At 48.5% G+C, this 11,882-nt stretch carries 18 protein-coding genes; 11 read left to right on the top strand and 7 right to left on the bottom strand.

Annotation, left to right across the window (positions count from 1 at the left end; translation table 11 throughout):
• Window positions 1-27: 27 nt before the first annotated feature.
• Both SLIP_RS05725 and SLIP_RS05720 read right to left on the bottom strand, forming a co-directional pair.
• Window positions 28-354: a type II toxin-antitoxin system RelE/ParE family toxin gene (locus SLIP_RS05725; RefSeq protein WP_013175333.1), complete on the bottom strand. Its 327-nt coding sequence runs from the start codon at window positions 352-354 to the stop codon at window positions 28-30.
• Window positions 351-656, bottom strand: coding sequence for a type II toxin-antitoxin system RelB/DinJ family antitoxin (locus SLIP_RS05720; RefSeq protein WP_013175332.1), 306 nt, complete (start codon window positions 654-656; stop codon window positions 351-353). Before SLIP_RS05720 ends, SLIP_RS05725 begins: the two co-directional genes overlap by 4 nt.
• 303 nt (window positions 657-959) lie before the next feature.
• On the opposite strand from SLIP_RS05720, the gene SLIP_RS05715 reads away from it, so the two are divergent.
• The 5 genes from SLIP_RS05715 (at window position 960) to SLIP_RS05695 (ending at window position 4,442) form a co-directional block, all read left to right on the top strand.
• Window positions 960-1,247 (top strand): type II toxin-antitoxin system Phd/YefM family antitoxin, encoded by a 288-nt coding sequence (locus SLIP_RS05715; protein WP_013175331.1) that lies wholly within the window; start codon window positions 960-962, stop codon window positions 1,245-1,247.
• Entirely contained in the window at window positions 1,240-1,551 is a 312-nt protein-coding gene (locus tag SLIP_RS05710; protein ID WP_013175330.1) for a type II toxin-antitoxin system RelE/ParE family toxin, read from the top strand. The genes SLIP_RS05715 and SLIP_RS05710 overlap by 8 nt, the downstream gene beginning before the upstream one ends.
• A gap of 221 nt (window positions 1,552-1,772) precedes the next feature.
• The gene (locus SLIP_RS05705; protein WP_041432781.1) at window positions 1,773-1,970 is read left to right on the top strand and encodes a transposase; all 198 of its coding nucleotides are present in this window, start codon (window positions 1,773-1,775) and stop codon (window positions 1,968-1,970) included.
• A gap of 90 nt (window positions 1,971-2,060) precedes the next feature.
• The gene (locus tag SLIP_RS05700; RefSeq protein WP_013175329.1) at window positions 2,061-2,906 is read left to right on the top strand and encodes a copper amine oxidase N-terminal domain-containing protein; all 846 of its coding nucleotides are present in this window, start codon (window positions 2,061-2,063) and stop codon (window positions 2,904-2,906) included.
• 312 nt (window positions 2,907-3,218) lie between these two features.
• A complete protein-coding gene (locus SLIP_RS05695) occupies window positions 3,219-4,442 on the top strand; it encodes an IS256 family transposase (RefSeq protein WP_013175327.1) in 1,224 nt (407 codons plus the stop codon).
• A gap of 355 nt (window positions 4,443-4,797) precedes the next feature.
• Here SLIP_RS05695 and SLIP_RS12730 read toward each other — a convergent pair whose 3' ends face one another.
• The 5 genes from SLIP_RS12730 to SLIP_RS05670 form a co-directional block, all read right to left on the bottom strand.
• Entirely contained in the window at window positions 4,798-6,162 is a 1,365-nt protein-coding gene (locus tag SLIP_RS12730) for a DUF1670 domain-containing protein (RefSeq protein WP_013175326.1), read from the bottom strand.
• Window positions 6,163-6,174: 12 nt separating this feature from the next.
• Window positions 6,175-6,447 carry a hypothetical protein gene (locus tag SLIP_RS05680; protein ID WP_013175325.1) on the bottom strand — a complete coding sequence of 91 codons (273 nt, stop codon included), beginning with the start codon at window positions 6,445-6,447 and terminating at the stop codon, window positions 6,175-6,177.
• A 15-nt stretch (window positions 6,448-6,462) separates the two neighbouring features.
• Window positions 6,463-6,612 carry a recombinase family protein gene (locus SLIP_RS13105; RefSeq protein WP_083761971.1) on the bottom strand — a complete coding sequence of 50 codons (150 nt, stop codon included), beginning with the start codon at window positions 6,610-6,612 and terminating at the stop codon, window positions 6,463-6,465.
• The gene (locus tag SLIP_RS05675; protein WP_013175324.1) at window positions 6,605-7,225 is read right to left on the bottom strand and encodes a copper amine oxidase N-terminal domain-containing protein; all 621 of its coding nucleotides are present in this window, start codon (window positions 7,223-7,225) and stop codon (window positions 6,605-6,607) included. The genes SLIP_RS13105 and SLIP_RS05675 overlap by 8 nt, the downstream gene beginning before the upstream one ends.
• Window positions 7,226-7,328: 103 nt before the next feature.
• Complete coding sequence (locus tag SLIP_RS05670; RefSeq protein WP_013175323.1) at window positions 7,329-8,591, bottom strand: stalk domain-containing protein; 1,263 nt, start codon at window positions 8,589-8,591, stop codon at window positions 7,329-7,331.
• Window positions 8,592-8,819: 228 nt separating this feature from the next.
• Between SLIP_RS05670 and SLIP_RS05665 the strand changes: the two genes are divergently transcribed.
• From SLIP_RS05665 to SLIP_RS05640, 6 genes are all read left to right on the top strand, one after another.
• Entirely contained in the window at window positions 8,820-9,173 is a 354-nt protein-coding gene (locus SLIP_RS05665) for a hypothetical protein (protein ID WP_041432777.1), read from the top strand.
• Window positions 9,174-9,409: 236 nt separating this feature from the next.
• Complete coding sequence (locus SLIP_RS05660) at window positions 9,410-9,793, top strand: hypothetical protein (RefSeq protein WP_041432774.1); 384 nt, start codon at window positions 9,410-9,412, stop codon at window positions 9,791-9,793.
• Complete coding sequence (locus SLIP_RS05655; protein ID WP_049765012.1) at window positions 9,786-10,505, top strand: DUF3160 domain-containing protein; 720 nt, start codon at window positions 9,786-9,788, stop codon at window positions 10,503-10,505. Before SLIP_RS05660 ends, SLIP_RS05655 begins: the two co-directional genes overlap by 8 nt.
• A 10-nt stretch (window positions 10,506-10,515) precedes the next feature.
• On the top strand, window positions 10,516-10,869 hold the full coding sequence (locus SLIP_RS05650; RefSeq protein ID WP_013175322.1) for a hypothetical protein: 354 nt from the start codon (window positions 10,516-10,518) through the stop codon (window positions 10,867-10,869).
• Window positions 10,870-11,052: 183 nt separating this feature from the next.
• Window positions 11,053-11,334 carry a type II toxin-antitoxin system Phd/YefM family antitoxin gene (locus SLIP_RS05645; protein ID WP_013175321.1) on the top strand — a complete coding sequence of 94 codons (282 nt, stop codon included), beginning with the start codon at window positions 11,053-11,055 and terminating at the stop codon, window positions 11,332-11,334.
• Window positions 11,334-11,780: a type II toxin-antitoxin system VapC family toxin gene (locus tag SLIP_RS05640; protein WP_013175320.1), complete on the top strand. Its 447-nt coding sequence runs from the start codon at window positions 11,334-11,336 to the stop codon at window positions 11,778-11,780. The genes SLIP_RS05645 and SLIP_RS05640 overlap by 1 nt, the downstream gene beginning before the upstream one ends.
• The last annotated feature ends 102 nt before the right edge of the window (window positions 11,781-11,882 follow it).

Raw genomic sequence — 11,882 nt, 5'->3', positions numbered from 1 at the left:
TGTGGAGGTGTTTTTCTGTTCTATAAGCTATTCTCCGTTATGCAATTGCTTCTCGATATTCCGCCCGCCATACATAATACGGATTATTACAACAGTTCCCCGATCTTCAACGGGCAGATAAAACACCAAATAATTATCAACCGGTAAAACCCGAAGCCCCTTGCTGCGCCACGGTTCTTTTTCATATAAACGACAGCGGTAAGGCATTTCATTTAGTTTTGCTGCAGCTTCAATAATCCGTTTCGTCTGTCTTTCTGCAATTTTAGGCTCAAGCAGCGAAAAAGCGATGTATTCGTAAATGGCGCGCAGGTCGTTTTCCGCCTGTTCGGTATAAACCACTTTCCAAGCGCTCATAGCCCGTAATCCTTGCTTAGCCTGGCAAAAACTTTTTCTGCCGAAACAACCTTTCCGCTGTTTAAATCAGCCATACCTTCCTCAATTTTCGCATTAAACTGCTGCTCACTAAGCTCTTCTATCAACAACGGCTTGTTTTTAGGGAGTTTTATCTCAAATGGAATTCCGCGCTGAAGCACAACCTGACGCAGAAAAAGCCCGATTGCATTGGACATCGGAATGCCAAGCTGCTCAAGCACCTTTTCAGCTTGTTCTTTAATTTCAGGTTCAACGCGGGCAAATATATTAGCGGTTCTTGCCATTTCGAAGCACCTCCTTCTGGATATATTCTACTCAATTGTATTGCCATATGCAAGCGGTTAGCAAATTAACATAAAAAACAGCTCTCTATTTTCTCTGCGGACTTTTTATCTTTGTCAATCTCAATTGAGACTTTTGCACGCTAACCAATCCCTAAAAATCGGGGAATTATCGTAGATAAAAAAGGACTGCACCCCCGTTTTGCTGAATTCTTAAGGTGACAAAGACAGCTTCAGACGCGCGCTCTAATTATTTAGCATAATTATGATAAAATTATGCTAAATAAAATGTGGAGGTGTTTTTCTATGCCAAAGATTAGGCCGGTATCCGATTTGCGAAATAATTTCGCAGAGATTTCAAGGATTGTCCACGAAACCTCCGAACCTGTCTTTCTTACAAAAAATGGTTATGGAGATATGGTTGTGATGAGCTTTGAAACTTATGAAAAGCTACAATTTGAAAGCGAAGTATATTTTAAATTGAAGGAAGCAGAATTGCAAGCAAAACAAACCAATCAGCGGTTTTCCCATAAAGAGTTCTTCGACAGTTTAAGGCAAACTTTGCAGAAAAAGGTAGACGACGGGAATGTATGAAATCATTTACCTCCCGATAGCCAAGCAGGATATAACGGACATTATCCTGTATATATCCGACCAGTTAAATGCGCCAAAGGCGGCAATGGATTTGCTGGATGCATTAGAGCATTCTATCTCCCTGTTGAGGGATTTTCCTTACGCACACAAGATATACCGCCCTATAAAGCCTTTGGGAGAAGATTATCGAATGTTGATTGTGAAAAATTATGCTGTTTTTTACGTTGTTCGGGAAGCGGAGAAAATAGTTGAAGTCCATCGCGTAATATATGCAAAGATGGATTTGACAAAATTGTTCAAGTGAAAATACTAAAACTATAAAAAAGGAAAAAATCAATAAACCTGTATTTATTAGCACTTCTTCGGAGCTGCTTTTTCTATGCCCGAAAAAAGCATTCCTGTAATGAAGCAGAGCGGCTTTGAAGGGGAAAAAGAAAACCTGGTATAAAGAATAGGGCGGCCTAAAAAGCAGCAATATGCTGCATACACGGGCTCACCCTAAATCTAAATACCAGAAGTAATTTCATGATAACAAAGAACGTCAAGCTAATTCAACCCAATACCATGTATAAAAACTACAAACAGGTGCAAAAGAAGGCCGGCTTGAACCTGAAGGAAAACAGTTCTGGTCAGCACAAAGGCAAGACAACCATAACCAAACGGGGCAGGCCGTCACTACGGCAATTGATGTACCAGATAGCGCTGGTATCAGTGTGTTTGTAGAAAGCACATTGCTGACGAAAAAATGAAATACTGCGATTTTGAGAGATAATCGCAGCTAGTTATCAATTTATTGAGATAGGGGGAGTGCCAGTGGGGAAGAAGTGGTTAGCAGTTACAGGTGCTGTTGTGTTAACTCTAGCCCTGGCTGCGGGCGCTTTCGCAGCTAACCCGATTAAGCTCATTGTTAACGGGCAAGAAATCAAACCAGACGTTCCACCACAAATTGTTAACGGAAGAATTATGGTTCCTATACGTTGGGTTGTTGAAGCTTTGGGTGCTGGTGTTCAGTGGGAACAAAGTAGTGAGGGTAACATAGTAAAAATTACTGCAGAAGTCTTACAGAGGCTCCGCGCCATCGAGCCAGAACAGCCAGAAACAATAGTGAATGAATTGAACAGGGAGCGAGTTAAACAGTTCTTAGAACAAAATCAACTCTATTCCATCCAAGATATTCGTTCTTTAGGTCGCAAAGTCCCTTTTGAAATTGCGAGCGAAGATGATACTTGGGTTCGGCCTGTTTACTCCAAATACTGGCACAGTACATTCATGGGTGGTAAATACAGTGATGTTAGTACACTTGTAAGCTGCGCCCAACGTAATCTTTTTGTCTATACCGGTGGCCTCTCTGAGGGAACAGGATTATATTACAGTTTGGGATTTACCAAAGAAAAGGTGGGCAGCACTTTCTTTAATTCATTGAACTCTTTTGAGCTCTGGTTGATAAACCGCAAAGTCAAGGAGATTTACCGATTGGGTGACGAGTGGTTGGTGGTAGTCGAACCCCAACTTCAAGGTTATCAAACAGTGAAAATAAACTATGATGATGTAGGGATGACGATAGACGAAGCAACAGAACCTAGCCTTATGCTTTTTCGGGTTGTTACCCCCGATGGTTACGAACTAGAGCAGGCCGCACAGCTTCTTCCCGTGCGATGAAATAAGAGGGCATTTAATGAGGTCGCCAGACAGCAGCGTACACTATGATAACCAACAACCAGGAGCGTGTTTATAGAAAATTCTCCTGGTTTTTGTTTACTTTTTGTTTTTTATCGCGTCATTATAGATGAGACCACCATAAGGAGGAGGGATTAATGTGGCAGGATTTGTACAAACTTGTATTTCACTACTTACTTAGCCTACATAATGCCAAGTTAAGTCCGTATAATTGTGTAAAAATAGTGAGCCAAGGCAAGGCTCCCGGTAAAATGGTATTGAGCAAAAAAACCAAAACCGAGGAGGTGTCTTGCAATGGCTCAATACCATGTTACCATTGATTCTGAATTATTGCAGCAGCTCTTTTTGTCAGATGCTAAAGATGCCGGCATGGCGAGACTGCTTCAATCAGTTTTGAATCAGGTGTTAGAAGCTCAAGCCACCGAGCAACTGCGAGCAGAGCCGTACGAGCGCACAGAGGAACGTTTGGGATACCGTAACGGGACCTACCCTTACAACCTTACCACCAGGGTAGGAACGATTACCTTAAGGGTTCCAAGGCTCAGAAACGGCAAATTCTCGACCGAGTTGTTTTCCCGGTACCAGCGCAGTGAACAGGCTTTTATACTTGCCCTGATGGAGATGGTGGTCAACGGTGTATCTACCCGCAAAGTAACCGAGATTACCGAAGAACTGTGCGGTACCAGGATCTCAAAATCACTGGTATCCGAGTTATGTAAACGATTAGACCCTATGCTGACGGCTTGGAACAACCGTCCCTTAGACGAACAAGAGTATCCTTTTGTTATCGTGGATGCCATAGTGATACGTATCCGGGAAGATAACCGGGTACGTCACCGCAGTGTCCTAATCGCCGTAGGAATCGGGGAAACCGGGCAAAGAGAAGTTCTAGGTATAAGAATTGGTGACAGCGAATCTGAAGACAATTGGAGCGATTTCTTTGCCTGGCTTAAAGAGCGCGGCCTATCCGGCGTAGACTTAGTGGTATCTGACCAGCACGGCGGCTTAGTTAAGGCCATTAGAAAGCATTTTCAAGGTGCATCGTGGCAGAGGTGTCAGACCCACTTTATGCGTAATATCCTCGATGTCACCCCCAGTTCTTGCCGGGATGAAGTCAAGGCCAGGAAAAGAGCCATTCTGGATTCGCCTGATATGGAGACTGCTCGTTCGTTGCTCGCAAAGACCATAGATGCCTTCGAAAAAAAGGGTCCCCGGGCCATGAAAATACCAGAAACCGGATTCGAAGATGCGTTGGCTGTACTGGCTTTACCAGAAAAGTACCGCAAGCAGTTGAGAACTACAAACGGCCTAGAAAGGTTGAACGAAGAAATACGGCGCCGGGAAAGAGTAATCCGCATATTCCCTAACCGTGAATCTGCATTAAGACTTATTGGAGCAGTGCTCCTCGAAATAGACAACAAGTGGGCCGAGGGCCGCCGCTACTTAGATATGACTGATTATCTCGAATGGCGCAAGCAGCAAGCTCACAATGTTACTGCTATACGCCAAGTATCATGACAGCGAAATATACCATTTTGCCGGTTCTTTTTACACAAGATTTTGGACTTGACCGTTTTATTGCTGCGTAAACAAGTTAATAACCCAACATCTTTATGGCAATTAAGTAACCGATTGAGCCTCCTATTAACCAAGTAATAGTAAATGTTATCAAATGTTCAATATCAGTGTGGCCGGTGATTAAATACTGCCCAATTCCATACAACGTAGCTCCCAATAAACCACCCAAGGCTATGAATAAAAATCTTTTCAGTTTATTATTCGAATTTGCGGTTTTTTTCACGAAAAATTAATTACCCCCCAGTAATTATACGTAATTACATTATACATATTTAAATTGTCAAGATGTGATGGATTAAATTTTTACCCCCTTTGAAGCTAGATATTCCTTAATCTCCTCATGATCCCGGTAGCGTTCCCGGACAAGTTTCAGGTGCTCATTTATCAAGGAGATCCCCCTTTTTAGCAGGCGTGCCATAAGCTCAGGCGGAACACCGAACAAATACAAAATCAGGACTGATTCGAAGGTTCCGATGTAGTTATCCACCACCCGTGGCGAATGATGAGTCATCCGGGCAATGTCTTTAACCGTGTAGCCCTGGAGATGCAGGCCGACGATCACATCCTTGTGTGTCATGCTTCTCCCGGCATCAAGGATAGTCCCCGGGGTGGGCACCACCAGGTTATGTTCCCGCTGCACGCTGCGAATCAATTCCGAGATGCGGGCGGCACTGATCTGGAAGATCCACTGCAACTCCATCAGAGTCAAGAGGCCGTTCTGGCGGTAGGCCTCGAAACAGACCCGCACGATGCGCCTCTTCAGCTGCGCCAGGAATCCCGGCACGGTGTCCGGCTGCCGGTCCAACTCCTCAGGCTTCCAGACGGTGATAATCACCGGCGTCAGCTGCCTGAAGCGGGTACTGACGTCTTCCGAGAGGCGGGCGCTGACATGAGTCACAATGAGGGGCATCTCCGGCTCTTCCAGCAGGGGGATCAGGGTCTTCTTCGGGACGGTATGCACGATGGCTGCCCAGGCCTCCTCCTCGGGATCGCCCTGCTTAAACCTACCCTTTAGGATCGAGCGGGCAACGTGGGAAAAGCGGGACCAGAGGTGGCGGAACGCTTCCCGGGAGAGGGCGGCCCTCTGCCTGACTTCCGCCAGGGGCTGCCCATACAGGTACCGGGACAGCGCCCAGGCGGAGCGCAGCTCACCGCGCCGCTCCCGGTCGACCCTGGAGAGACCGGCTACCGGTACCCACATTCCTTCCCGGCGCAGTCCCGCCAGGCGGCTCCTGAGGGAGGTGGGCGTGATGTTACAGAGCATGGTCAGTTGCTTGGCGCTCAAGAGGGCGTCCTGGCGGTAGGCTTCCTCGATCAAACGGAGGATGCGGCCAGCCTGCATGGTGGACAGCCCGAACTCCAGCTCCAGGTCGAGGTCCTCTATGTCGTAAGGGGTGAGCCTGATCTTTTTTAGGGTTTTATGCCTTCGCGAAAAGGAATCCTTTCCGGATACGGCATCAAAGAGTATCTGGTTCGGCCCCCGCACCCCCGGCTGATTTAAAATCCACCTGGCGGTCCGGTACCCCAGCAACCGGGCCTCGGTCTCGCTCATGCCCAACTCTTCGACAAAACGAAAGGCGAGCATGCTCTCAAGGGTCTTCTTGCGGGCTGATGCCACCTGGTATTTCAAGCGCTGACGGTATTCCTTGGCTCGTCCCACCAGTGCACCTCCTTAACCCTTTCTGGACCTTGGCCGCAGACTAAACATGCGGCAGGATCCTATGCCTGGGAATATTGGAGGGTTCTCTATCTCGTTGACTACTTCCTGCATTCGTTTCAATTGCTGCATGTCCCGGAGGATTTCCTGGATCTGTCGGTAACGGTCTTCATCATAGCGTCCCAGCGATGAAATTACTTGTTGTCTGGGGTACTCTCCGCTAACATAATAGTTGTGTACCACCTGCATGTATCGGAAATCCCTGACTTTAACAATGCGTATGTACATGGATCTCTTAATCCATCATATATCGGTTGAAGAAGAAATCCTTACGAGCTCCCATCCCTGAAGCTCACAGTATTTCTTGATTGCTTGGGTCTGAGCCTCAAGAGAGTAGCCGTGCTGGGTCTGTTCTTCTGTACTTACCCTAATATAGCCTACAGCCTTAGTCACAATGGGACGCCTCTAATTTAGTAACAAAGTATCTACCCGGTACCACTGAACCATCGGGATATTTTTCCGGCTCAACTGTTAGGTTCATCTCAAAAGCTAACGCCGGTGGCTGGTCTTCGTAAGGACCATAGTATGCCTTAATGTTGTATCTGTAACTATTCTCACTAGCGGTAGCCTCATTAATTTCAATCTCTTTTACCGGTGTAGAGGTACCTATTACTTCTGGCTTTATCTGCTCTCTAATTTCAGGAGTTAAAAATAAACGCGCAACAGCACCGTTTCTACCCTGCAAGGCGCGAGCAAAATTCTCTACAAAATGCTTAGGAGTGTCCGCTGTTCGTAAATAATTACTAATTAAATCTGCCTCCAATTTCTCAGTAAGAGAAACAATAACAGTCCGATTTTGTTCATCCCACTGTACATCAGCACCCAGTGCCTCTGCTACCCACCGTATAGGTACCATTGTTCTGCCACCAATCAACTGTGGAGGGACATCCGGCTTAATCTCCTGGCCGTTAACAATGAGCTTGATAGGGTTAGCGGCGAAGGCTACGGTAGCCAGGACTATAGTTAACCCAACGGCACCTGTAACTACTAACCACTTCTTCCCCACTGGCAAAACCCTCCCTTTAAATTTTTCTCCAAAAAGTATAAACGCACGAACCGGCTATTTCGTTCCGCTTCCCGCGAAAAAATCTTCGACAACCCTACCAAAGTCACCTCCTCGGTATTACGGCAGACCGCAAAGCCTCCCACATCTCACCGGTTACCAGACCCAGCCGCCAGATGGCGATACCGTCAAGGTTATATCGCTTAGCGATGCCCACCTTGGTTAGAATGCTTTCCGGCGTTTCGGTGGGAGCGGAAATACCTAGTACCAGCTTTTCCGGCGGAACAGAAGCCTTAGCCATTTCCACAGCTTGCGTGACAAGGCTCACCGGTTCCGGCTTAGAACCGTAGTCGTAGGCCATAATGATAATCCGGTCGGCAATCTTTCCCAGCGCCCGGTAGTCGTAACCCTTATAAGCGCTGTTGGGGGCGTGGAGGGTAAGGGTTAATGTGAGGTTAGTAGTCTTCACCTGCTCCGCTAAGAGCCTCACGAACCTGGTAAATTCGTCCTGCACCGTTTTCAACTGCTCACCGCTATCTTGGTAGCCCAAACCCTCGAAATCGAGATTGATTCCCTGATACAGCCTCGCTTCCATCACTATACTATCAACCGCCCTGGTCATAGCAGCCTCATCCTTTAACAGAGAAGAAATGGTGCCGTCACCGTCGGTCACGTGGACTACCATCTCGCTCTTCAGGTTGTACTTATTGGCCGCTTCCAGCACCTTCTCCCAACCGTCGGGCCTCTGCCAGCCGGTTCTGCTCCTGGTCAAGAGGTTGCCTTCTTTGTCCAGACTGTACCAGCCCAGCGCCAGTTCGCCTACCACATCTGTATTTACTGATGAATGTTCCGGGTAGGGTTTCCCAAAGAGGTTGGTCCAGCTGCTGGTCTTGCTGTCGCCCAAGGCGTAGAACCCGATCACCGTCATCTGTTTGGATGGGGAGCTAATCCTGACCCCGTTGATCGACTTATCCCACTCCACCTTACAGTTAAAGGCTTCACTGAAGAACCGCAGGGGTATCATTGTTCTCCCGCCCAGGACTTGCGGCGGAACGTCAAGGAGGATAGGGGAGTCATTGCGATAAGCTGTGTTGTTGCCAATCTGGAGCCGGATAGAGGTTTTCCCGTCCGTAGCGATTATCGTTTGAGCGGTGCCGTCCCAGTTAACCTTCACGTTCAACGCTTCCGCTATAGCCCGGAAGGGAACCAGCGTGCACCCGTTCTGGATGACTGGCTGCACGTCAAAGATAACCGGCAACCCGTCAATCAGAACAGGAATTTCTTTCTGTTCTTGAGCGTAGGCCGGCAGCGCGAAACCGCCGGCCAGTATAACCATCGAAATGAGAGTGATAGAGAGTAACCGCTTCATTTTTGACCTCCGGCAAGGGTGGTATCGAATGAGACTTTTGCAAACTGACCGGTCCTTAAAAATCGGGGATATATCGTAGATAAAAAAGGACTTCACCCCCCCGTTTTGCCGAATTCTTTAGGTGAAAACATCCGAAAACAACAAAACAGATAAGGATGAAGTCACCTATGAATATTAGGTAAGGATGCATTTCTCCTTCTTAGTTCCCTGGTCGAGAAAGCCGAGGATATGGGGCTAATCGATACTTTAAAGGCTTACGAAAAAGCACTGCCCGAGAAGGACATAAACCAGGACGGCAGAAGTGCCGACTGGGGCGTTAAGACCTACACCAACGGTAACCCGGTTAAGTGGTTCGGATACAGGCTCATGCCGTCTGTGAAGCTAGGTCGGGGCTGCCGTTGGCTTTTCATGCAACCCCGGCCAGCACCCATGACAAAGAATATGTGCCGTTGGTGGAAAACGAGCCTTTTAAGGGTTTTCCGTAATCTTCAGCCGCGCGATAAGGCCGTTTGTATTAGATTCTGTATGTCCACCACCGACGTTTTCGGCAATCTTCACTCGCACGATAAGTTGTTACCCTGAGTTTGTTATAGGCTCCTGGGCTCCAACGTACCTATGCCTTACCATTATTTTACTATAAAAAACTCATGTGACAATCCCTGTAGAGTCCGTAAGCCAGACAAGAGTATTATGAGTGAGACCGTGGCGTAAAATGATTTTTTGAATTCGGGCCAAAAACTGGGAAATTGTCTGAAAGAAACCGGGTGAAAGGGGCGTAGATAACAACGAGAAAAAGGTCTGGACTGGAGGGCGAGAGCGTGAGAAAGAGAAGATGGCTTGCCTTTGTGAATATTATAGTCTTATTGTTGTTTATAGCTACGGGGTGTACCGGCGGAAGGGTAACTACCACGGTACCGACCGGGCCGAAGACCGCGCTTGCCAGTGATTTTGCTCCCTATCGAGAGGTTGTGGTCGATGTGAACCCGCGGGTGCCTGAATATAAAGTGGCACCGAACCTCGAAAATATCACGAACCGAGATCGCTTTAAGTTTTCCCAGGAAGCCAGAAAGCTGTTGGCTGCAAACGGCTTCGTCGTGATTCCGGCTCAGAACCCAGAATTCTTCATAGTCTATGAAAACAACAGGTACGACGGTATCCCTTTTGAAAGAAAAACCCGAAGGTTATCCATCGTTTATGCGTAACCAGGCCTGGGCGAGGAAAGAGCTGAACACCTATCTCGGTAGCTGGACTGAACTGAAGCACGATACCGTTCTCTACGCCAAACAGGTCTACGCGGAGATGGGGGGAGGCTGGGAAGAAGGAGATGACCGGGGTTATGTGGAGCCTAACCCCGAAGTCTACGCCCGCCTGGCTGCCTTGACGGCCATGACCAGAAACGGTTTGGAAACTCGCGGTCTCTTAGCAGAAAGGGACAAAGAGAGCCTGAACCGGCTGGAGAAACTGGCTTTGGACCTCAAGGACATAGCGGTGAAGGAACTGAATAACGAACCTCTGTCGGAAGCGGATTACGAGCTCATCCGCACTTTCGGCGGACAGCTGGAGCATTTCTGGCTGGAAGCCTTGCGGGACGATGTGCAAAGCCGGTCCCAGATATGGGAAAACCCGGCACCGGTAGTAGCAGACGTTGCTACGGCCCCTCCCGAACTGGTATTGGAGGAGGGAACAGGCTACATCTGGGACATTTACGTTGTCGTCCCCGTGGAAGGGAAGCTCCGCATAGCCCGGGGTGGGGTCTATTCCTACTACGAGTTTCCCTGGTCTGCCGCCGATCGCCTGACCGACCAGAAATGGCAGGAAATGCTGCGCTCCGGGAAGGCTCCCGAACCTCCGAGCTGGACCGGGATATTCACCGCCAGAATGGAAGAGTGGCCGATTGTACCGGTTTGGCAGTGAGGACCAGGTTATGGAACATCGAGGGTACCGGAGTTGTTGGAGATGGCTGGGCCTGGCTCTTGCGGCCGGGCTTTTTCTTTGGTGGCTGGGTTACTTCTTGGGCATCGACAGGGAAGTGACGGTTAGCGGGAGCGACCTCAACCGCAACGGCGTACCGGAGATGTACGTATTGAAAGGGAGCACCTTGACCGCCAGCGAGGAAGATAAGCTGATATGGGAGTCGCCGTCAGATTGGAAAGTCGAAGGCTTCGTTGTCGCGGATATCACGAACGACGGTGCGCATGAGCTGGTTATAACAGTATGGGTACGGGGCAGGTTCGGGAAGCACAGACCGTTTTGGATGTCGGGTGACGATTGTAAGTGAGGGGATACGGTGTGAATGGAGTGATCCACTTCCTTGCGAGCCTTTTCGCCACCACTGGTTCTGTTTAGCTATCACAGGGGCCCCGGTGCGCGAAAATAACCAGCTTGACATAAGGAACCACAATGTCTACATTGGTATTGTAGTAATAGTAGTTCTTTACTCTTACCATGAGGAGTGAATAAGGTGGCAACCACCAGGATAGGCATCCGAGAAGCGAAGATGAATCTCAGCAGGCTCATAAAGGAGGTACAAAAAGGCAAGGACATAATCATCACCGATCGTGGGAAAGAAGTAGCCAGGCTGACTGGGATTCCCAAAGAAAATCTATCTCTGGATGCCCGGATACAAGAGATGGTGAAAAACGGGGTTTTGGAGAGCGAAAAGAGAAGCCTCCGATCTCTTCCGCCACCGATTCCATTAGAAGGAGACGTGGCGCAGAGGCTTCTGGAGGAGGACAGAGAATAATGCCGCCGGATTCCGTACTGTACTGGGACAGTTCAGCGGTGCTTTCTGCACTGGTAAAGGACAGACACAGCGATCAGGCTTGGGAGTCAGCGCGTAAAAAAGCTTATCACTTGATATCCTCGCTCGTGGTAGCTGAGGTCCACGCTGTTTTGAACCGCATGAACCGCGAGGGTTACCTGGCAGATATCCTCGTGAAGGCTGCATTGGAAGCTTTTTCCCAAGGTCCGTGGCGTTTGGTTCGCCTTGATCCTCTGCCTTCTGACATAGCTTCCTTGGCGCGGAAATGGCCTTTGCGGGGAGCCGACTTATGGCATCTGGCTTTGGCCGTGAGGTTGAAACAGGATCTGCCAGAACTAGGCCTTCTCACTTTCGACAGACGCCTGAATGCAGCCGCATGGGGTGAAGGGCTTTGGTTATCGGTCGGTGACGGTTCAGTTGGACGGTGAATCGTAGAGCGATGCCAACCATATTTTGCACAGCTTGCTTTTTGCATAATTGTAATTCTCCAGGCAGGATTGTTGCGACCTTAGTCGAACGGTGTACGTATG

This window comes from Syntrophothermus lipocalidus DSM 12680 (assembly GCF_000092405.1).
In the GTDB taxonomy this organism is placed as follows: Bacteria; Bacillota; Syntrophomonadia; order Syntrophomonadales; family Syntrophothermaceae; genus Syntrophothermus; species Syntrophothermus lipocalidus.
The sequence above is the reverse complement of the archived record's forward strand: the minus strand, read 5'-3'. Positions and strand labels throughout refer to the sequence as shown.